Genomic DNA, 22,472 nt, shown 5'->3' with positions numbered 1-22,472 from the left:
CGAATGAGATAGTTAGGTTGTATTTTTGTGGGAAATTTAAATTAATTGAAAGTTAATAATTAAAATGTTATCTGAAAATTCTAAAATTTAACTTGTTAATTTTTATTTTAGAAGTAAAATAAGAAAAACATCTTAGAATCAACAGGAGGATTGATGTGAGTGAAAGTCATTGGTAAATATTTAATACTCTTACTAGTAGCAGTATTAGTATTGAGTGCATGTGGAAAAGGAAAACAGGATGAAAATTCAAAGGATATGTCAAAAACAGAAACATCTAATCACAAAGGTGGAGTATTAAACGTAGGTTTAAATGCTGCTCCTTCAGGAACACTGTCATCTGTGTTGAGTTCAGATGCTTCAGACTCAGCAGTCGAAGCTTATTATAATGAATCATTAATTAAACTAGATAAAAATATGAAACCTAAACCATTTATTGCTTCATGGAAAGATATTGATCCAGGTAAGAAGATTAAATTTACAATTAAAAAAGGCATTAAATGGCAAGATGGTAATGAGTTTAAAATTGATGACTGGATTTATACGTTAAATGTTTTAGCAGACAAAGATTATGAAGGTAGTTATTTCCCTATCGTTGAAAACATCGAAGGTGCTAAAGAAAAACATGAAGGCAAAGCGGACACGATTAGTGGATTGAAAAAACTAGATGATTATTCTATGGAAGTTACTTTTAAAGAGAAGAAAGTAAACTATCTTGAAGGCTTCTTTGCTGGTCCATTATTAAGTAAAAAATATTTAAGCGATGTAGCAGTTAAAGATTTAGCGAAATCAGATAAAATCAGAAAACATCCAATTGGTATTGGACCTTATAAGGTGACAAAAGTTGTTCAAGGTGAAGCAGTTCAATTAGAGAAATTTAATGATTATTGGCAAGGTAAACCAAGTTTAGACAAAATTAATTTAAAAGTTATTGATCAAACACAAATTGTGAAAGCTATGAAAAATGGCGAAATTGATATGACTGATTCTACTACAGGTAGTATTGCTCAAGAAGCTAAAAAATCTGGAGATGGAAAACTTAAAGTATTATCAACACCAGGTACAGACTATTCTGTTATTGGTTTTGTATCTCATGATTATGATAAAGAGAAGAATAAAACTGGTGCAGAACGTCCTAAATATAAAGAAAAAGAACTTAGACAAGCAATGTTATATGCAATTGATAGAAAAAAATGGATTAAAGCATTTTATCAAGGTTATGGTAAAGAACTAAATAGCTTTGTTCCATCTATCCATTGGATTGCAGCCGATCAAAAAGACTTAAATAACTATAGTTACGATCCTGAAAAAGCTAAAAAAATGTTAGATAAATTAGGATATAAAGATAGAAATGGAGATGGCTTCAGAGAAGATCCTAACGGTAAACCTTTTGAAATTAACTTAAAACATTATTCAGGCTCAAACCCTACATTTGAACCTAGAACTGCGGCTATTAAAGATTTCTGGGAAAAAGTAGGATTAAAAACGAATGTAAAAATGGTTGAGTTTGGTAAATATAACGATGATTTAGCGAGTGCTTCTAAAGATATGGAAGTATATTTCAGAACATGGACAGGCGGTTCTGATCCAGATCCTTCAGATTTATATCATACGGATAGACCACAAAATGAAATGCGTACTACCGATAAAACATCAGATAAATTATTAGATGATGCGTTAGATTTTAATAAAGTTGGTAATAATGATAAAAAACGTAAAGATATTTATCTACAATGGCAAAAACATACTAATGAAGTTCTTCCAGCATTACCAATTGTTCAATTAGATACTATTACAGTAGTCAATGATAAAGTGAGAAATGTTGATATCTCAATTGGCTCAGATAAGGATTTATATCAAATAACTAAAGAATAAAAGATGAACCTCGACTTTAGTCGAGGTTTATTGATTGGAGTAAAGCATGAATCGTTATTTATTAGAAATAAATGAATTAGAAACATCTATTAATATCAACAATAACTGGTACCCTACAATTGATCAAATTTCTTTTAAATTAAAAAGTAATGAAACACTTGGAATTGTTGGAGAATCTGGATGTGGCAAATCAATCTTAAATAAGTCAATTGTAAAACTCTTACCAGAAAAAATATCTAAAATCACACACGGTAAAATGATATTCGACGGTAAAGCGCTACAAAATGCTAGTGAAAGTGAATACCGAAAAATTAGAGGGAAAGATATCGGTATGGTGTTTCAAGAGCCTATGACGGCACTGAATCCTGTATTTAAAATCAAAAATCAATTAATAGAACCTATTATTTTACATTTACATAAAACGAAAAAAGAAGCATATGTGTTGGCTAAAGAATTGTTACAACAAGTAGGGATAGCTCGAGTAGAAGAAGTACTAAATAGCTATCCGCATCAATTATCCGGTGGGATGCGACAAAGAGTGATGATTGCGATTGCAATTTCTTGTAACCCAAAATTATTAATTGCTGACGAACCGACTACAGCGTTAGATGTAACGATACAAGCACAAATTCTTGAATTACTAAAAAAATTACAGCAAAAAAATAACATGTCAATTATTCTGGTTACGCATGATTTAAGTGTCGTATCGGAATTTTGTGATAAAGTCATCGTCATGTACGCTGGACAAATTGTTGAATTTGGGGAACTACATCAAATTTTAAATCATCCTAAACACCCATATACTAAGAAATTACTTCGTACAATTCCAAAGTTAAATGAAAGTGTAGAGTATTTAGAAGTGATTGATGGCATGGTACCCAGTATAACTGAGTTTAATAAAAATCAATGTCGTTTTGCGAATAGATGCGAAGTCAGAATGGAATTATGTAACCAACGAGAACCAAAACTTATGAGTAGGGATGGTAGTCAAGTACGCTGTCATCTATTAGACCAATAGAGGGGAAGAAAAAATGGATAACATCTTAGAAATACAGAATTTAAAAACATATTATCCTATTAAATCAGGACTTTTTAAACCAACACAATACGTTAAAGCAGTAGATGATGTTTCTTTTACAATTAAAAAAGGACAAACATTTGGTTTAGTAGGAGAATCAGGATGTGGTAAGTCAACGCTTGGAAAATCTATCGTTCGATTAGAAAATATAACATCGGGAGAAATTAAAATTAATGATGTTGATATTACGCAATTAAATGGGAAAAAATTACGAGAAGCGCGTAAAAATTTTCAAATGATATTTCAAGACCCCTATGCTTCGTTAAATCCAATGCAAATGGTTGGAGATATCATAGGCGAACCGTTACAAAATTACCATGTAGTTGATAAAAAGAAACTTAAAGATGAAGTAATGTATTTATTAAACTGCGTAGGGATGAGTGAGGATACGTATTACAAATATGCACACCAATTTTCAGGGGGACAAAGACAGAGAATAGGTATAGCTAGAGCGCTAGCAATTAGACCAAAACTTATTGTAGCTGATGAACCTGTGAGTGCCTTAGATGTATCTGTTCAGTCTCAAGTATTAAATCTTATGAAAGATCTACAAAAAGAATTTAATTTAAGCTATTTATTTATAGCTCATGATTTGAGTGTAGTGAAACATATTAGTGATGTGATAGGTGTTATGTACTTAGGACATATGGTGGAAATCGCAGATAGTACTGAGTTATATAAAAATCCACAACACCCTTATACTAAGGCTTTAATTTCGTCTATACCCCAATTTAATCAGGCTAAGGGAAATAGAATTATTTTGAAGGGAGAATTACCATCTCCAAGTAATCCACCTAAAGGATGCCCATTCCACACTAGATGTCCGATTGCACAAGATAAATGTCGCGAGCAAGGACCGAAACTAGAAGAAATAAAATCACAACATCATGTTGCTTGCTTCTTTACTGAAAGGGTGAATGCTAAATGATAAAACTCATCTTAAAACGATTTCTTTTAATGATACCATTATTGTTTTTGATATCAATCGTGGTATTTAGCTTAGCAATAATTCAACCAGGTGATCCTTTTAGTGGACAATACAACCCTCATGTTAAGCAAGAGGCAATTGCCGCTCAGAGAGAAAAATTAGGTCTCAATGATTCTATACCAACGCAATATGTCAGATGGATTGGAAATGTAGCACATGGTCATTTAGGAGAATCTATTAAATATAAGCGACCAGTATTTGATTTAATTATTGAACGCTTGCCTAATACAATATTGCTTGGTGTTGTATCTCTAATAATTACATATATATTATCGTTTATTCTAGGAATTGTTTCAGGAAGATATGCATATTCAATAGGAGACTATACTATTCAAGTTTTTAACTACGTTATGCTGGCTATTCCTTCATTTATTGCGGGTGTATTTGCAATTTATCTATTTGCATTTCAATTCCCGATATTTCCTTTTCAAGGGTCAGTCAATATTAATCTTCAAGAAGGAAGTTTTGCATACTATTTGAGTAAGCTCTATCATACGATTTTACCTGCTTTAACGTTGGGATTATTATCAACTGCCGGTTATATTCAGTATTTAAGAAACGATATTATTGATAATGCTAATAAAGACTATGTTTTAACTGCTAAAGCAAAAGGTTTATCAATGAATAAAATTTATAATAAACATATTTTACGTAACTCATTAATTCCAATCATTACGTTTTTAGGAGCTGATATTGTAAGTATCTTAGGCGGTGCGGTTATTACTGAAACAATTTTTTCTTTTAATGGTATTGGTAAATTGTTTTTAGAATCAGTAACTGGGCAAGATTATCCATTAATGATGGCGTTAACGTTATTCTTTTCATTTTTGGGGTTATTTGGAAATCTTATATCTGATATAACTTATAATTTTGTCGATCCTAGAATTCGTAGTAATTAAAATGAGAAGAGGTAAAGGTAAATGATGACCAAACGACGTAATCACTTAAAAACTGTAAAAAAAGCATCTTCACCTACAAAGATTGCCTTACACAAATTTGCCAAGAATAAAATTGCTATGGCATCATTAGTATTTTTAATTTTAGTAGCCATTATATCAATTATTGTACCATTATTAGCACCGTTGCCTATTAATCAGCAAGATTTATTAAATATCAAAGGTGACATGACTTCTCAAAATATATTAGGAACCGACTCCGGAGGTAGAGATAATTTCAGTAGATTATTATTTGCAGGAAGAATGTCGTTGACAATTGGATTAGTTTCTACGATTGGTATGCTGGTAATTGGGATAGCAATAGGTGTCATATCAGGTTATTTTGGAGGCATACTTGATACCCTATTAATGCGTGTCACTGAATTTGTAATGCTTTTTCCGTTTTTAATTTTCGCAATCGTTTTAAATGCTGCGCTTGGTGATAAAATTAAAAATCCATACGGCTCAGCGATTATTTTAGTAGCAGTTATTATCGTTCTTAGTTGGGGAGGTATTGCTAGATTAGTACGTGGGAAAGTCATGCAAGAAAAAGAAAATGAATATTTCTTAGCTGCGAAATCGATTGGTACGCCCACACATAAAATTATTTTAAAGCATTTATTACCTAATATTTTAAGTGTAGTTATTGTGCAAGCTACGTTAACTTTTGCAGGAATGATTGTAGTAGAATCTGGTTTGAGCTTTTTAGGATTTGGGATTAGTAAATCCATTCCTTCATGGGGGAACATGTTAAGTGATGCACAAGAAGGCGACATTATTAGTTCTAAGCCCTGGATATGGATGCCCCCTGCACTAATGATTATGTTTACAATACTAAGTATTAACTTTGTTGGTGAGGGACTTAAAGATGCATTTAACCCTAAAGGGAGAAAATAACTAAAAATAGGTAATAAAAAAGTGAGATGAGTTAAGTCATCTCACTTTTTTATTATTATCGTTTACGTCCTAGTCCCATAGCGCGTTCCATTTTTTTCAATGTTTTGAATGAGGCTTTTTGGGCTTTATCACGACCATGATCTAGTATTTCATCTAATTTGTCTGAATGATAAAATTCATCGTATTTCTTTTGGAAATCAATTAAGAAATCTTTGACGATTTCTGATAAGTCGGTTTTGAATTTTCCATATCCTTCATTTTCATATTTAGCTTCTAAATCTTTAATAGATTCATTTGTTAGGCTAGAGTAGATTGTTAATAAATTTGATATACCTGGTTTGTTATCTCGATCAAATTTAATAATGCCATCTGAATCTGTTACAGCACTTTTAATCTTCTTAGCAGCCACGTTTGGTTCATCTAGTAATGAAATAAAGTTTTTTTGATTGTCATCACTTTTACTCATTTTCTTAGTTGGGTCTTGTAAACTCATTACACGGCCACCTACTTTAGGCATGCGAATTTCTGGCTTAACTAGAATGTCATTATAACGACTATTAAAGCGTTCAACTAAGTTTCGAGTTAATTCCATATGTTGTTTTTGGTCTTCACCAACTGGAACAATGTTAGTATTGTAAATAACAATATCTGCAGCCATTAATGGTGGGTAAGTTAGCAGCCCAGCTGGAATACCATCAGTTCGCTTTTGAGCTTTATCTTTATATTGAGTCATACGTTCAAGTTCACCCACGCTTGAGATTGTTGTGAGCATCCAACCAGCTTGTACGTGTGCTGGTACTTCAGATTGTATAAATAAGGTCGCTTTTTCCGGGTTGATTCCTGATGCTAAATAAATAGCTGCAAGTTGACGTATTTGTTTACGCAACTTGATTTTATCTTGCGGCACTGTGATCGCATGTTGGTCAACAATGCAAAAATAACAATCGTAATCATTTTGTACATCAGCAAATTGTTTCAATGCGCCAATATAATTACCAATTGTGGGTATGCCACTAGGTTGAATTCCTGAAAATAATGTCTCCATATTAGATGCCTACTTTCTTAGTTTTAATTCATATTATTTAAATTATAACAGTATTTCTTTAAAATGTAAGTTATGTTAGTATGTAGTTATACGTTAATTCTAAGCCTTTAAAGTTAGGTTTTTAGAAAATTTGAGATTTCTCAGAAAAATTAGGATTTTCTCATTTAATTTTAATGTTAGATAGTTATACTTACATTGTAAGGTTAAGAGGACTAAATAAACGATTATTTCTTAATCAATAAATTTAAAAATAATGAATAATATTCATTCAATAGGAGAGTGAGATGTATGGTAACATTATTTACTTCACCAAGTTGCACATCTTGCCGTAAAGCGAAAGCATGGTTACAAGAACATGACATTCCATATACGGAGCGTAACATTTTTTCTGAACATTTAACAATTGATGAAATCAAACAAATTTTAAAAATGACTGAAGACGGAACTGATGAAATTATTTCTACTCGTTCTAAAACATACCAAAAATTAAACGTTGATATTGATTCTTTACCATTACAAGATCTTTATGCAATCATCCAAGATAATCCTGGACTTTTACGTCGTCCAATTATTTTAGATGAAAAACGTTTACAAGTTGGTTATAATGAAGATGAAATTAGACGTTTCTTACCTAGAAAGGTTCGTACTTTCCAATTACAAGAAGCGCAACGTCTTGTAGATTAATTTTAAAATTTAATTGAAGATTATAATATTATGAAGAGACTGGGACATAATTAATATAATGAAGCTATTTTGCAAATTTGCAGTAGTTGACTGAACTGAGAAGGCGCTTTAATTAAGCTTTTCTCAGTTCTAGTCATCCTTGCGGGGGTGGGACGACGAATTTAAAAAGAATTCTGTTCCACTCCCTTTTTGTAACTCTAAAAGGGAATATGTTAGTATAGATAACGATTATAAAATAGTTAAATTTAATCAAACAAATAAATTGTAATTTCCACCACGTTCTAATACAATATGGTTACTATTCATCGACTGTAAGGAGTGAGATGATATGAGAATAGAACGCGTTGATGACACAACAGTCAAATTATTTATAACTTATAGTGATATTGAAGCTAGAGGATTTAGTCGTGAAGATTTATGGACGAACCGTAAAAGAGGCGAAGAATTCTTCTGGTCAATGATGGATGAAATCAATGAAGAAGAGGACTTCGTAGTTGAAGGCCCACTTTGGATACAAGTACATGCCTTCGAAAAAGGTGTGGAAGTTACGATTTCTAAATCTAAAAATGAAGACGCTATGCATATGTCAGATGAAGATGCGAATGAACAATTTGAAGAACAGGTTAATGAATTACTTGCAAATACATTGGAAAATGAAGACAGTATTGAAAACTTATTCGAACAAAGAGCGCAACAAAAACAAGCGCATAAATCTGAACAAAAGCAAACGAAACAACGATCTAATATTAGAACAGTTATTGTTAAATTCGATGATTTAGAACAAGTGATAAGTTATGCTTATCATCATAATTTATCAACTGATGAATTTGAAGATTTATTATATATGAATGATAATAAATATTATTATGCTGTTCACTTTGATGAAACAGTGAGTCAAGAGACTATTAATGATAGTTATAGTCAAATGCTAGAATTTGCATATCCAACTGATAAAACTGAAGTGTATTTAAACGATTATGCTAAGATTATTATGAGTCATAACGTCACTGCACAAGTCCGTCGTTATTTCCCAGATACGGTTGAATAATGAAAGGTTTTTACCGAGGCAATGAATATTGCTTCGGTTTTTTTGTGTTGAGAAGTAAAATCACCATCTCAAACGTTTAATCTTTTGAGGTGAGTGAAATTTATGTTAATGGCTATAAATCAACAAGGCGAGCAAGTATATGCGTATCGTGCAAAGCAACAAGACAGTTATTTTTGTCCGCATTGTAGATCACAACTATTGCTAAAACGTGGCACAAAGAAAATCCCGCATTTCGCGCATAAAGTGGATAGCGTAAGTTATTGTGCGAAGCAAGAATCGGAACAACATTACTTTGTAAAGTGCTTCATTGCGAAGATGTTATCACAACAGCATTATCACGTTCAAATTGAGCCTTATTGCCCGACGATACAACAATTCCCAGATATACTAGTCAACTTAAAATTTGTCATTGAAATTCAATTTTCTAGAATAACTATAGAAGAAATCTTAGAACGAACAAAGGGGTTTAAACAAATGAATATGGAAGTCATTTGGTTGATTAAAGATTGTCGATATCATAGAGGAAGGCTATACCTCAATTCATTTCAAGCACATTTTATACATCCAATTAACAGGTGTTTATATGTATGGAATCATGAGAACAAGTGCATTGTTTTATATAGTCAAATTCAGCATATTGGTGGCAAACAATTTATCGCAAAACAAACAGTCATTGAAATCAATGAATTAGTGAATCAGATTAATATAATGTCGCCACCATATCAACACATTTTCAAGCTAATGAAATCTGAAATACATCATTACTTGAATCAATGTAGAAGACAAAATTCTGTCCTTGAACCTTCTTTAAGTGCAATGTATCAATTAAGGTTGTCAGATGAAGCTGTTTATCGTAACTTCGGATACATATTCCCTTATCAACTTTACATTGAGAATCATCCAGTTCAGTGGCAATTACAATTGGAATTATTGAATCAACAAGAACGTGATGTGCATCGGTGTTTAAAAGACTTTCTTAAATTTAGACAGATGTACCTTAACATTATTTCTATGGATCATGTTGTCTCAGAACTCATTAATCATTACAGGAAATATAGTTAAAACGTGCAATTCAAAGGGAATAATGAGAAAATTATACCATTAGTTATTATAGGAGGTTTACTATATGAGTCAACAATTAACAAGAGAAGAGCAAGAACGTAAATATCCAAATGATACGTGGGATTTAACAACAATTTTTGAGAGTGATGAAGCTTTCGAAGCCGCATTAAAAGAGGTTGAAGGTTATCTAGGTAAAGAAGAACAATTTAAAGGACACTTAGGTGATAGCTCGGAAACGTTATACAATGCGTTATCATTAGAAGATGAAATTGGTACTAAACTTGAAAAAGTATATGTATATGCACATTTAAAACAAGACCAAGACACATCAAATGATAAATATACTGGTTTTGAATCACGTGCGCATCAACTTATCATTAAAATAAGTTCAGCATGGAGTTTCTTGGTACCTGAAATACTTCAAATTGATGAAGATAAACTACAAACTTTTATTAATGAGAATAATGATTTAAAACGTTACGAATTTGACTTGAAATTGATTAACGAAAAACGACCACACATTTTAGATGCAGAACAAGAAAGATTATTAACTGAAGCACAAGATGCATTATCTACACCAAGTAATGTATATGGTATGTTCAGTAATGCTGATTTGGAATTTGAAGATGCGGTCGATAAAAATGGTGAGAAACATCCATTAACGCAAGGCACTTTTATTAAATATTTAGAATCAGATGATCGAGTATTACGTCAATCTGCATATAATAATTTATATAAAGCATATGGTGCTTATAATAATACGTTAGGATCAACTTTAGCAGGTGAAGTTAAGAAGAATGTGTTTAATGCACGTACACATCATTATAAAACTGCGCGTGAACGTGCGTTAAGTAACAACCATATTCCTGAAGAAGTGTACGATAATTTGATTAAGACCGTGCATAAATATTTACCATTATTACACAGATATACGAAATTAAGAAAAGAATTATTAAATATCGACGACTTAAAAATGTACGATTTATACACACCTATGGTCAAAGATGTTAAATTTGAAATGCCTTATGAAGAAGCGAAAGAATGGATGCTTAAAGCGTTAGAGCCAATGGGTGAAACATATCTTGATGTTGTTAAAGAAGGTTTAAATAATCGTTGGGTAGACGTATATGAGAATAAAGGTAAACGTTCAGGTGGTTACTCATCTGGTGCACACTTAACTAATCCGTTTATTCTATTAAACTGGTCAGATACTGTCTCTGACTTATATACATTAATTCATGAGTTTGGTCATTCAGCACATAGTTATTTCAGTCGTAAATATCAACCATCAAATTCTAGTGACTATTCAATCTTTGTTGCTGAAGTTGCATCAACTTGTAATGAAGCGTTATTAAGTGATTATATGGATAAACATTTAGATGATGAACGTCGTTTATTATTGTTAAATCAAGAACTTGAAAGATTCAGAGCGACTTTATTCCGTCAAACAATGTTTGCAGAATTTGAGCATAAAATTCATCAGATTGAAGAAGCGGGTGAACCATTGACGGCAACACGTATGAATGAGGAATATGCTAAATTGAATCAACAATATTTTGGTGATGTTGTTGAAACAGATGACAATATTAGCAAAGAATGGTCACGTATTCCTCACTTCTATATGAACTATTATGTATATCAATATGCAACAGGTTATAGTGCCGCACAAAGTTTAAGTCATCAAATTCTTACTGAGGGTAAACCAGTTGTAGATAGATATATTAATGAATTCTTGAAAAAAGGAAGTTCTAATTACCCAATTGAAATTCTGAAAAATGCAGGTGTGGATATGACATCTCCAGAACCTATTGAGCAAGCTTGTGAAGTTTTCGAGCAAAAATTAGATGCGTTTGAAAAGTTAATGAAAGCTTAAAATAACTGTATACGTTTACAATATGGCAAGTTTGTGACAATTTAAAAATAAAGAGACTTTATTATTGAAACACCTATTTTACCGTGTTATATTATGAACATGAAATTAATCACATAACAAACATACCCCTTTGTTTGAAGTGAAAAATTTCTCCCATCCCCTTTGTTTAGCGTCGTGTAATCAGACACGGCGTTTTTTTATACTTTTTTTAATAACCATCTGAGTTTATTATCTCTTATTTTATAAATAGTTTTATCCCCTTTTCTATCACATGATGATTTTTAATATTAATTTTTAAAATTAAGTTATGATTTAATTTTATATTTAATCAATTTGAAAGGGGATATCAATGAAAAGATTTACTTTTTTATTGTCTATGATTTGCTTAACAATTGTTTTAGCTGCTTGTGACGATGGGGAACAAAAGGAACCATCAAATGACAGTAAGAAATCAGAAAAATTTGAGTATGTATATTACGAAGTCTTAAATGATGGTGATGAAGATTCGCCTAATGTTGAAATTAAATATAATGATAAAGAAAAGCACCCACATATTGAACGCACAAGTTTAAATCATGTTTATGAACATATATTAAGCGATGGTAATGAAAAACCTTACATCATTAAAGATGGTAAAAATATACATGTCTATCGACCACCGTATATGACTTATGGCGATGATGATGTAGAAGGAAAAGTAATTTCAAAAGATCAAGTAACTAAATAGGAGGGTGACGACTTAGTGAACAAAATAGTAAAGTTGATAAGTTGCATTAGTATTGTGAGCTTACTTTATATGTTTGAAATGCCACATCATCAGCTACATGCTACAACTTCAAATGGTGGCACATCAAGTAGTTCATCGTCTTCAAGTTCAAGCAGTGCATCTTCAAGTAGTGCAGCAACTAGAACGACATCGTCTTCAAGTTCATCTATGAATCGCTCTAGTGCAGTTAACGCTTCTCGTGCATCAAGACTGTCCAGCCAACGTGCTGCAGCGCAAGCGTCTAAAACGAGTAATATAGCTCATAATACTAAAGCTAAAAACACATATCATTCAAGTCGCTACAATCATCAAACACGTGCACTTTTAAATCCTAATTACAAATATAGTTCAAATGCTTCAGTACCATCACAATTTATGGCAACAAACTTCTATAACAATTGGCTATTTTATTATATGATTGCTAATTCATCTCAAGAACATAAACATAGCGTTAACTATCAAATGAATATGTTAAAACATCAAATGAAAGCTAAAGAGACATTATATACAGTGACTATTAAGACAAAGCAGGGAGATAGAGTTGTTGTGTTGCCAAAGCATCAATTTGATAAGCTTCAAAAAGGAAGTAATGTGAAAATAAAAAATGGGGTTGTACAACCTTAATTAAGTTAAACAATCAAAAAAACAACCAATCAAAGCGACTCTGCAATGATTGGTTGTTTTTAATTAAATTCTAGGCATTTTTGATTGCCAAAAATCGCCTTCAGGATATTGAAGTTTTTCAACTTTTTGTTGTAACGCCAATTTTTTTAGTTCTTTGGTCAATAACTTTTCGGGCCACTCGTAAATGGTTAATAATTCTTCCATAGTGACAAGTTGTTTCTTTTGAATATATTCCTCAATTTTTGGTGGAAGGTTTTTCTCAATTGGGGTACCCATTAATTCGTTAATGATGTAAGTATATATATGATATGGATATAATCCTTCGACTTTGAGTCCTTCCTCATGAACATCTTCACTGAAAAATACAAGTGAAGGAGCCTGTTCAATTTCCATTTCTCGAGCAATGTGTAAATCTATTTTTAAACTTTCAGTTAGTTTGCGCTTTTGTAGATCTTCTTTAAATTCATTGTAATCTAAACCTGCGTTGATGATACAGTCACAAATCATCTCTTCCGTAATAATATCCTTCTTAGGGATGATTTCATTTTGCATTAAATGTATAAAACGCTCTGCTCTTAAACGCCCTTGTAATTCAGCGGCTTTATAAGCTAAGGCGATATTATCAAAATCAGAGGTACTTTGAGCTTGGCACTTAGTAAGTACTTTCAATGAAGGGTTTAGAATATGTCTGATACGGATATATTGATTATATTCAATTCTTAATTTAGAAATAATCGCTGATAATTTAAAGCAATCTGCATTAAACGGATCGAAAAATGAATAAATTTCAATTTTATTTACAGGTGACAGATTAGCATCTTCACGACTTTTATTGTCTACGATTTTTAGTTCTTCAGCCATGTTTTACTCACCTTCAATTATATTTAGGAATTTACCATGTGATTTGCGGTTAGACGTAATCGTTCATATAAGTAATCTCCGACGCCAGCTGGAAATTGCGCATCGGTTATTGCAATATGCATATTTTCTAACCATGCATCTCTTTCGTAAGTTGTTATTTTAAATTCCATGTGTCTCTTTTTTAACATCGGATGTCCGTGTTCTTCAGTATATAGGTTTGGTCCACCAAGAAATTGAGTGAGAAATTGTTTTTGTTTTCTACTCGTTTCGGCAAAATCCCCAGGAAACAAATGATTGATTCTATCATCTTTTTCAACTAAGGAATAGAAATGATCAATCATATTGTAGAGCGCTGTTTCACCTATAATATCGTATGGCGTTTTAGACATAATATCACCAATTTCCATTAATATATTACTAATATAACATGAATTTTTACATTTAAAAGTAATTTGACTTTTTACAATGACGTTGGATTAGTTCTCAATTTGATTCTTGTAATTGAAGAAACGTTGTACTTTATTTTTCGGTACAGTGTGTTCAAGATTAAATTCATTTAATAGCTTATTAAATTTCTGCAAGCCACTGTTATAATCATTAACTTCAAATTCTAATTCATAATCAACCTTGTCGAAATAATCACTTCTATCTAATACTAATAATTCGTCTTGATAAGTTGTTTCCAGACGCGCTGTTGTTAGTGCACCTAATATAGTGAGTTCATTGTCATTAACACCGTATGATTCAATAATGTCTCGAATATCATGCGGTAATGTGTGCGTGGATATCACATCACCAGTGTTTGGATGATACGTCACCATATGATTGTATTCCATTAAACCTACTTCGGCTGGTACTTTTAAGGTCATTTCGTATGTATCATTTTTAACGCGAATACGTAATGCTGACTTATGATTACGTAATGTGAAACTTGGCGTATCAATATAATAGTTTGTTTGAGTAAAAGGTTCTTTATGTTCGAAAAATGCATGCTTAAATTTATCGTACACGTCTTTATTTAGTAATTGTTTGAATTCAATTTCATTATTTGTAGCCATAACTAGCACCTCGTAATCCATTTATTGTAATACATTATGACTGAGTTGTATCAAAATTTAAAGTAATTAAAGTTGTGTGAAATAAGTAAATATGAGCAAAAAAGTATAGATTTTAAAATGATGTGTCTAACGGCGACGTAACGGCGTTAATTGAACAGGACTAAACGATTAATAAGTGCATTTCAAACGTGTGTTATGCAGTTGAATTATGTTAAACTAGTAAAGAATAATAAGGAGGAACAAGCATGCGTATTTATGTAAATGAAATTAAAATTAAAGACGATGGCATTTATTGCTACTCAGAAGATCCAACTGATGGGTTAGTAGAAGTAGGGCAAATGCTTGTTGATAGTGATAATTATGGATTTGCCTACTTATTAGATGATGGACAATCGTATGATTACTTGATTTTCGTTCAAGAAACATGGTCCATGTTGCATGAGAATAGAGGCAAGAAATTAATTGTAAACGATGAATTGGAATTAGAACATTTTCAAGAGGAATTAGATTATATCCTTGAGAATGTTGAAGGAAATAATAACTATGGTAAGGAGTTTGTTTCAGCTGTTGAAGAAACTTTTGACCTAAAGTGAAGCGGAGTGAAACAATATGAATCAATGGGATCAATTTTTAACACCATATAAACAAGCCGTTGATGAGTTAAAGGTAAAATTAAAAGGTTTGCGTAAGCAATATGAAGTTGGAGAAGATGCTTCACCCATTGAATTCGTTACTGGTCGAGTAAAACCAATTACGAGTATTATTGATAAGGCGAATAAAAGGGGTATACCATTTGATCGACTACGTGAAGAGATGTATGATATTGCCGGTCTAAGAATGATGTGTCAATTTGTGGATGATATCGACGTTGTGGTTAATATGCTTAGACAGCGCCAGGATTTCAAGGTGATTGAAGAACGTGACTATATTAATAATACGAAACAAAGTGGTTATCGTTCATATCATGTGATTATTGAGTACCCAATTGAAACGCTAAATGGTCAGAAAGCTATTTTAGCGGAAATCCAAATTCGAACATTAGCGATGAATTTCTGGGCTACCATCGAACATACACTTAGATATAAATATGACGGTGATTATCCAGCAGAAATTCAGCATCGTCTTGAACGTGCAGCAGAAGCGGCATATCTTCTAGACGAGGAAATGTCTGAGATTAAAGATGAAATTCAAGAAGCACAGAAATATTATTCTCAAAAACGTGCAAAAAAACATGACTAATGAGGTGTGGGGATGCGTTATACAATCTTGTCAAAAGGTGATTCGAAATCCAATGCATTAAAGCATAAAATGATAAATCATATGAAAGACTTCCATATGGTAGAAGATGCCGTTAATCCAGAAATAGTGATTTCGGTAGGTGGAGATGGAACGTTGCTCCAAGCTTTTCACCAATATAGTCATATGTTGTCACAGGTGGCGTTTGTCGGTGTACATACAGGCCATTTAGGATTTTATGCTGATTGGTTGCCTCATGAAGTGGAAAAATTAATTATCGAAATTAATAATTCTGAATTTCAAGTCATTGAATATCCATTGTTAGAAATTATTGTGAGATACAATGACAATGGTTATGAAACACGTTATTTAGCTTTAAATGAAGCAACGATGAAGACTGAAAATGGATCGACACTCGTTGTGGATGTAGGTATTCGTGGAAAACAATTTGAGCGTTTTAGAGGTGATGGATTATGTATTTCAACACCATCAGGTTCTACTGCCTATAATAAAGCATTAGGTGGTGCGTTAATACATCCTTCACTTGAAGCCATGCAAATCGCTGAAATTGCTTCTATCAATAATAGAGTTTTTAGAACAGTGGGTTCACCACTTGTTTTGCCTAAGCATCATACATGCTTAATCACACCAGTTAATCACGACACGATACTTACCACAATTGATCATGTGAGTTTAAAACATAAAAATGTCAATGGTATCCAATTTAGAGTAGCGAACGAGAAAGTTCGATTTGCTAGATTTAGACCATTCCCATTCTGGAAAAGGGTACATGATTCATTTATAGAGAGTGAAGATGGTCGATGAAATTTGTATATAAGATTCAGCATAATGAACTGCTTAAGTCTTTTTTACAGCGTCATCATTACTCTAAAAAGACAATTAGCGCCATTAAACTTAATGGCGCTTTAATTATTAATAATAAGCATGTCACCGTTAGGAAAATGATGATGCCGGGTGATGAATTAACCATTGAGTTACCTGAAGAAATACCTAGTGCGTATTTAATACCTTCCAACAACCCTGTTGAAGTGCTATATGAAGACGACTATTTAATTATTGTTTCTAAACCGCATCATTTAAATAGTACACCATCAAGAGAACATCCACATGATAGTTTGATAGAACGCGTATTGTACTATTTGAATGATGGACAATTTATGCATTCGGTGATTGTACCGCATATTGTTACACGTTTAGATCGTAATACTCGTGGCATTGTTTTATTTGCTAAGTATGGGCATATCCATCATTTAATGTCGACGATGGCTCTAGATAAACGATATATGTGCGTGTGTTATGGTCAAACGCCAATCGATGGTGTGATCGAAGCGCCAATTGCAAGAGACAGTCAAAGTATTATCACTAGGAAGGTAGATAATTCGGGGAAATACGCTAAAACATCGTATAAAGCGATTGCGCATAAACCTAATGCGAGCCTATGTGAAATTAAATTACATACCGGGCGTACACACCAAATACGCGTTCATTTTAATTATATTGGGCATCCACTTGTAGGCGATGATTTATATGAGGGAAGTCATCCTACTATTCATACGCAATCTTTACAATGTTATAAAGTGACATTCATACATCCGATTTATAATAAAGAGATTGAGATAGAGATAGATTATAAATGGCTAGACAAGATATATACAGAATTATAATAAGATTTGGAGGTGCTGACGTTGTCATTAGAAACAGAAAATAATGACTATAACAATGAGGAAGTCTATAACCAAAATTTGTTAGACGAGTTATTAATACAAGATGATATTGATCGTTTTAGAGAAGAATTTCTAGCAATGCATGAATATGAACAAAGTGAATACTTTGAAGATACAACGAATGAGAACAGACAAAAAATATTTGAATTTTTATCACCACAAGAAGTTGGGGAATTCTTTGAACAATTAGAGATTGATGATGAAGCATATGAGGACCTCTTTGATACGATGAATGCGCATTATGCGAGTAAAGTATTAGAAGAAATGTCTTCCGATAATGCCGTAGATATTTTAAATGAGCTGTCAAAACCGAAAGTAGCTAGCTTGTTAACATTAATGAATCGTGAAGATGCAAATGAAATTAAGCATCTATTACATTACGAAGAAGATACAGCCGGCGGTATAATGACGACGGAATATATTTCGCTTGATGTGAATACACCGGTTAAAGAAGCATTGATGTTAGTAAAAGAACAAGCACCAGATGCCGAAACAATTTATGTTATTTTTGCCGTAAACACGGACGGACAATTAGTTGGTGTATTATCTTTAAGAGATTTAATCGTAGCAGAAAATGATGCTTACATCGAAGATATCATGAGTGAGCGTGTCATTAGTGTTAATGTAGCTGATGACCAAGAAGATGTAGCACAAAAGATGAGAGATTATGACTTTATCGCTATGCCAGTTATTGATTATCAACAACATTTATTAGGTATTATTACAATCGATGATATCTTAGATGTCATGGATGAAGAAGCGAGTGAAGACTACTCACGTTTAGCCGGGGTATCTGATATCGACTCAACGAATGATTCTGTTGTCAAAACTGCGACTAAACGACTACCTTGGTTAATCATACTTACATTTTTAGGAATGATTACTGCCACAATATTAGGAAGTTTTGAATCAACATTATCACAAGTTGCGTTGTTAGCAGCATTTATACCAATTATTAGTGGTATGTCTGGGAACTCTGGTACGCAATCATTAGCGGTGTCTGTACGTAATATTTCAACTGGAGAAATTGATGAACAAAGTAAATTTAAGGTTGCTTTAAGAGAAGCGGGAAGTGGCTTACTATCAGGATTAGTGTGTGCCACTGTCTTATTTATTATCATAGTTGTCATTTATAGACAACCATTTTTAGCTTTAATTGTAGGGGGCAGTCTGACTATTGCGATGACAGTTGGTACATTAGTTGGTTCTATGATTCCATTGTTTATGAATAAATTGAATATTGATCCAGCTGTAGCCAGTGGACCATTTATTACAACGATAAATGATATTGTAAGTATGTTAATTTACTTTGGTTTAGCAACAACATTCATGTCATATTTAACATAGGGGGACAAAATGGAGTTTTTTTCACTAGTTATTGTAGTTCTAGCAGCTTTTTTAACACCAATTATTATCAATAGGCTGAACATCAATTTTTTACCAGTTGTCGTAGCTGAAATTATAATGGGGATTATTATTGGTCAGTCTTTTTTAAATTTAGTACATAAAGATAGTATGCTGAACATATTATCAACTTTAGGGTTTATCTTTTTAATGTTTTTAAGTGGTCTAGAAATTGATTTTAGTACGTTTAAAAAGGATAAAAGAAATCGACAAGGTACTAATAAGCATGAAAAGAATGTACCAAGTCATCTTAACTTAGCCTTAACTGTGTTTGCTTTTATCATGATTATTTCTGTTATATTAGCGTACGCGTTCAAATGGTTAGGGCTAGTAGATGATGTCTTGTTAATGATTATTATTATATCAACGATATCACTAGGTGTTGTCGTACCGACATTGAAAGAAATGAATATCATGCGTACGACCATTGGTCAATTTATATTGTTAGTGGCCGTATTAGCCGATTTAGTGACAATGGTACTGTTAACTATATACGGTGGTATCAATGGTAGTGGTAATGGTTCTGTATGGCTTTCAGCAATTCTGCTTGTCTTTACGGCCATTTTCTATATATTAGGTGTTGTATTTAAGCGTATGAAATTTTTACACCGTTTAATTGGTGGCACAACGCAAATTGGTATCAGAGCAATATTTGCCCTTATCATTCTTTTAGTCGCACTTGCTGAAGGGGTAGGCGCTGAATACATATTAGGCGCATTCTTAGCTGGTGTCGTTGTATCTTTACTGAAACCAGACGAAGAATTAGTGCATACGCTCGATTCATTTGGATATGGGTTCTTTATTCCAATCTTCTTTATTATGGTGGGTGTTGATTTAAATATTCCGTCATTAATTAAAGAACCATCACTATTATTAATCATTCCAGTATTAATTATCGCTTTTATTATTTCGAAGTTAATTCCAGTTTTCTTTATTCGACGATGGTTTGACAGCAAGACAACAATAGCATCAGCATTTTTATTAACGTCAACACTATCATTAGTCATTGCCTCTGCTAAAATTGCAGAACAATTAAATACGATATCATCTGAAATGTCAGGCATACTTATTTTAAGTGCGATTATTACTTGTGTGTTTGTACCAATTATTTTCAAGAAAATGTTTCCAATTCCCGATGAAGCTAATCGTAAAATTGATATTGCGTTAATAGGTAAGAATCAGTTGACGATTCCAATTGTGCAAAATTTATCACCACATCTTTATAACGTGACCTTATATTATCGTAAAGATTTAGGAGATAAACGTAATTTATCGGATCATATAACTGTGGTTGAAATCGCGCACTATGAGGAACACCTCTTAGAAAGATTAGGATTATTCAATCAAGATATTGTAGTTTGTTCTGCTAATGATGATAGTCTTAACCGAGAAGTCGCTAAATTAGCTAAAGCACATGATGTTAAGCGTGTCATTTGTCGATTAGAAAACAGTAATGAAGATGAAGAAATGAAAGGTGAAGGTATTGAAGTATTCAGTAACTTCATTAGTAATAAAATCTTCTTACAAGGCTTAATCGAAACACCAAATATGTTGAACATTTTAAGCAATGTGGAAACATCATTATATGAAATTGAAATGTTAAATCATCAATATGAAAATATTCAGTTACGTAATTTCCCATTTGGCGGTGACATTATCTTTGTACGAATTATCCGTAACAATGAATCCATCGTCCCTCATGGTGATACACAATTAAGGTATAAAGATAGACTTATCGTAACGGGCTCGAAAGAGTATGTTGATGAATTAAAATCAGATTTAGAGTTTTATTATTGATTGAGTGGAATCAACAATTGATTATGAGGTCGGGACAAAGGTATTTAGGATTTGAGAAGAACCGAGTGATTTGCAAAATTGTTTCTCAAACGTTGTAAGGTGTGAAAGTACTCAGCTTGCGCTACTTGTAGAATTGCTTATAGGAAATCGCTAGCCAGGGGGTAACTCCGCCGTTAATCTTCATTTTTGAGTGGCTAAAGCAAAATCACTATTTAAAATAACGCGTTCTAAGTTTAGCATTTCCAAAGTACAATCTTTATATTTCCGCCTCTTTTCATCTCATAAGGTAATAATATTGCTTTATAATTGTTAAGTAAGAATGGTAAAATAATAACGTTAGATTAGTCTACATTGTTTATACAGTGAGATTAAGATATAAAAAATCGATGATTAAGGAGTTATTTCGAATGATTAATCTTGAAAATAAAACCTTCGTAATTATGGGTATTGCTAATAAACGTAGTATCGGATTTGGCGTTGCAAAGGTATTAGATCAATTAGGGGCTAAACTTGTTTTCACGTATCGTAAAGACCGTAGCCGCAAAGAATTAGAAAAATTATTAGAACAATTAAATCAAGAAGATCCTAAACTATATCAAATTGATGTTCAAAAAGATGAAGATGTAGTCAATGGTTTCGCGAAAATTGGCGAAGAAGTAGGCAATATTGATGGTGTATATCATTCTATCGCTTTTGCTAATATCGAAGATTTACGTGGCCGTTTCTCAGAAACATCAAGAGAAGGTTTCTTACTTGCTCAAGATATCAGCTCTTATTCATTAACAATTGTTGCACATGAAGCGAAGAAATTAATGCCAAATGGTGGTAGTATTGTTGCAACAACATATCTTGGTGGCGAATTTGCTGTTCAAAACTATAACGTTATGGGCGTAGCGAAAGCAAGTTTAGAAGCGAATGTGAAATATTTAGCCTATGATTTAGGTCCAGATAATATTCGTGTCAATGCGATCTCTGCAGGTCCAATTCGTACATTAAGTGCTAAAGGTGTCGGTGGCTTCAATACAATCCTTAAAGAAATTGAAGAACGTGCACCATTAAGACGAAATGTAGATCAAGAAGAAGTAGGTAAAACAGCTGCTTATTTATTAAGTGATTTCTCAAGCGGTGTGACTGGAGAGAACATTCACGTAGATAGTGGTTTCCACGCAATAAAATAATGAATATATTTAATATGGGAGCGAGACAACGAATTTATTTTAAATTCTGTCCCGTTCTCTTTTTTTTTCTAAAAAAGGGAGTAGATTTGAATTCGTAATAAATTCAAACCTACTCCTAAAATATAGGCTCTTCGTCAAATCGGACTGATGAGTCCTAATATTGAGATTAAGCAACCTTAGGTTGTTTAATCTCTTTTTTTGTTGTTGAGGCAAATAGTCGCGAAGTTATAATAATTCTATTACGTAAATTATCATAATTTCTATAACCAAAAGATACACTTTTAATGAGTTTGATTTTATTATTAATTCCTTCTAAAGGAC

23 protein-coding genes are annotated in these 22,472 nt (G+C 32.5%); 18 read left to right on the top strand and 5 right to left on the bottom strand.

Annotation, left to right across the window (positions count from 1 at the left end):
- Nucleotides 1-159: 159 nt before the first annotated feature.
- Genes opp4A through opp4C form a run of 5 tightly spaced genes read left to right on the top strand, consistent with a single transcriptional unit; the run spans nt 160 to nt 5,770 of the window.
- The gene (gene opp4A / locus KA828_RS03825) at nt 160-1,872 is read left to right on the top strand and encodes an oligopeptide ABC transporter substrate-binding protein (RefSeq protein WP_210125441.1); all 1,713 of its coding nucleotides are present in this window, start codon (nt 160-162) and stop codon (nt 1,870-1,872) included.
- A 46-nt stretch (nt 1,873-1,918) separates the two neighbouring features.
- Complete coding sequence (locus KA828_RS03820; protein ID WP_193839562.1) at nt 1,919-2,890, top strand: ABC transporter ATP-binding protein; 972 nt, start codon at nt 1,919-1,921, stop codon at nt 2,888-2,890.
- 13 nt (nt 2,891-2,903) lie between these two features.
- Nucleotides 2,904-3,878, top strand: a complete 975-nt coding sequence (locus KA828_RS03815) for an ABC transporter ATP-binding protein (protein WP_210125440.1) — start codon at nt 2,904-2,906, stop codon at nt 3,876-3,878.
- The gene (opp4B, locus tag KA828_RS03810) at nt 3,875-4,837 is read left to right on the top strand and encodes an oligopeptide ABC transporter permease (RefSeq protein WP_053029715.1); all 963 of its coding nucleotides are present in this window, start codon (nt 3,875-3,877) and stop codon (nt 4,835-4,837) included. Before KA828_RS03815 ends, opp4B begins: the two co-directional genes overlap by 4 nt.
- Nucleotides 4,838-4,861: 24 nt before the next feature.
- The gene (opp4C, locus tag KA828_RS03805; RefSeq protein WP_210125447.1) at nt 4,862-5,770 is read left to right on the top strand and encodes an oligopeptide ABC transporter permease; all 909 of its coding nucleotides are present in this window, start codon (nt 4,862-4,864) and stop codon (nt 5,768-5,770) included.
- Nucleotides 5,771-5,825: 55 nt separating this feature from the next.
- Here the strand turns inward: opp4C and trpS are convergent, their stop codons facing one another.
- The gene (gene trpS, locus KA828_RS03800) at nt 5,826-6,815 is read right to left on the bottom strand and encodes a tryptophan--tRNA ligase (RefSeq protein ID WP_210125439.1); all 990 of its coding nucleotides are present in this window, start codon (nt 6,813-6,815) and stop codon (nt 5,826-5,828) included.
- 288 nt (nt 6,816-7,103) lie between these two features.
- Between trpS and spxA the strand changes: the two genes are divergently transcribed.
- From spxA to KA828_RS03770, 6 genes are all read left to right on the top strand, one after another.
- A complete protein-coding gene (gene spxA / locus KA828_RS03795; RefSeq protein WP_011276230.1) occupies nt 7,104-7,499 on the top strand; it encodes a transcriptional regulator SpxA in 396 nt (131 codons plus the stop codon).
- A gap of 328 nt (nt 7,500-7,827) precedes the next feature.
- Entirely contained in the window at nt 7,828-8,547 is a 720-nt protein-coding gene (mecA, locus tag KA828_RS03790; RefSeq protein ID WP_053029709.1) for an adaptor protein MecA, read from the top strand.
- Between the two features lie 102 nt (nt 8,548-8,649).
- Nucleotides 8,650-9,609, top strand: coding sequence for a competence protein CoiA (locus KA828_RS03785; RefSeq protein ID WP_210125438.1), 960 nt, complete (start codon nt 8,650-8,652; stop codon nt 9,607-9,609).
- Between the two features lie 64 nt (nt 9,610-9,673).
- Nucleotides 9,674-11,482 (top strand): oligoendopeptidase F, encoded by a 1,809-nt coding sequence (gene pepF / locus KA828_RS03780; RefSeq protein ID WP_210125437.1) that lies wholly within the window; start codon nt 9,674-9,676, stop codon nt 11,480-11,482.
- 349 nt (nt 11,483-11,831) lie between these two features.
- Nucleotides 11,832-12,209, top strand: a complete 378-nt coding sequence (locus tag KA828_RS03775; protein WP_210125436.1) for a hypothetical protein — start codon at nt 11,832-11,834, stop codon at nt 12,207-12,209.
- Nucleotides 12,210-12,224: 15 nt separating this feature from the next.
- Nucleotides 12,225-12,872, top strand: a complete 648-nt coding sequence (locus KA828_RS03770; RefSeq protein WP_348634768.1) for a hypothetical protein — start codon at nt 12,225-12,227, stop codon at nt 12,870-12,872.
- 63 nt (nt 12,873-12,935) lie between these two features.
- Here the strand turns inward: KA828_RS03770 and yjbH are convergent, their stop codons facing one another.
- From yjbH to KA828_RS03755, 3 genes are all read right to left on the bottom strand, one after another.
- Nucleotides 12,936-13,733, bottom strand: a complete 798-nt coding sequence (gene yjbH / locus KA828_RS03765) for a protease adaptor protein YjbH (protein ID WP_053029700.1) — start codon at nt 13,731-13,733, stop codon at nt 12,936-12,938.
- Nucleotides 13,734-13,756: 23 nt separating this feature from the next.
- Nucleotides 13,757-14,122, bottom strand: a complete 366-nt coding sequence (locus tag KA828_RS03760; protein ID WP_053030005.1) for a truncated hemoglobin YjbI — start codon at nt 14,120-14,122, stop codon at nt 13,757-13,759.
- An 87-nt stretch (nt 14,123-14,209) separates the two neighbouring features.
- The gene (locus KA828_RS03755; RefSeq protein ID WP_210125435.1) at nt 14,210-14,791 is read right to left on the bottom strand and encodes a CYTH domain-containing protein; all 582 of its coding nucleotides are present in this window, start codon (nt 14,789-14,791) and stop codon (nt 14,210-14,212) included.
- A 245-nt stretch (nt 14,792-15,036) separates the two neighbouring features.
- Here KA828_RS03755 and KA828_RS03750 point away from each other — a divergent pair, with 245 nt between their 5' ends.
- From KA828_RS03750 to fabI, 7 genes are all read left to right on the top strand, one after another.
- Nucleotides 15,037-15,384 carry a UPF0738 family protein gene (locus KA828_RS03750; RefSeq protein WP_070855082.1) on the top strand — a complete coding sequence of 116 codons (348 nt, stop codon included), beginning with the start codon at nt 15,037-15,039 and terminating at the stop codon, nt 15,382-15,384.
- A 16-nt stretch (nt 15,385-15,400) separates the two neighbouring features.
- Complete coding sequence (yjbM, locus tag KA828_RS03745; RefSeq protein WP_011276222.1) at nt 15,401-16,030, top strand: GTP diphosphokinase; 630 nt, start codon at nt 15,401-15,403, stop codon at nt 16,028-16,030.
- A 12-nt stretch (nt 16,031-16,042) separates the two neighbouring features.
- Nucleotides 16,043-16,852, top strand: coding sequence for an NAD kinase (locus KA828_RS03740; protein WP_011276221.1), 810 nt, complete (start codon nt 16,043-16,045; stop codon nt 16,850-16,852).
- The gene (locus tag KA828_RS03735; protein ID WP_210125434.1) at nt 16,849-17,712 is read left to right on the top strand and encodes an RluA family pseudouridine synthase; all 864 of its coding nucleotides are present in this window, start codon (nt 16,849-16,851) and stop codon (nt 17,710-17,712) included. Before KA828_RS03740 ends, KA828_RS03735 begins: the two co-directional genes overlap by 4 nt.
- A 21-nt stretch (nt 17,713-17,733) precedes the next feature.
- Nucleotides 17,734-19,119 (top strand): magnesium transporter, encoded by a 1,386-nt coding sequence (mgtE, locus tag KA828_RS03730; protein WP_053029688.1) that lies wholly within the window; start codon nt 17,734-17,736, stop codon nt 19,117-19,119.
- 9 nt (nt 19,120-19,128) lie between these two features.
- Nucleotides 19,129-20,973: a monovalent cation:proton antiporter family protein gene (locus KA828_RS03725; RefSeq protein WP_053029686.1), complete on the top strand. Its 1,845-nt coding sequence runs from the start codon at nt 19,129-19,131 to the stop codon at nt 20,971-20,973.
- Nucleotides 20,974-21,380: 407 nt separating this feature from the next.
- A complete protein-coding gene (fabI, locus tag KA828_RS03720) occupies nt 21,381-22,151 on the top strand; it encodes an enoyl-ACP reductase FabI (RefSeq protein ID WP_053029684.1) in 771 nt (256 codons plus the stop codon).
- Nucleotides 22,152-22,317: 166 nt separating this feature from the next.
- Here the strand turns inward: fabI and KA828_RS03715 are convergent.
- Nucleotides 22,318-22,472 (bottom strand): transposase (locus tag KA828_RS03715; protein WP_210125211.1); only part of this gene is annotated, 155 nt, incomplete at its 5' end.

The sequence above is a fragment of the Staphylococcus sp. GDY8P85P genome, assembly GCF_017892405.1.
GTDB lineage: Bacteria > Bacillota > Bacilli > Staphylococcales > Staphylococcaceae > Staphylococcus > Staphylococcus borealis.
This window is presented reverse-complemented; position numbering and strand designations above follow the sequence as displayed.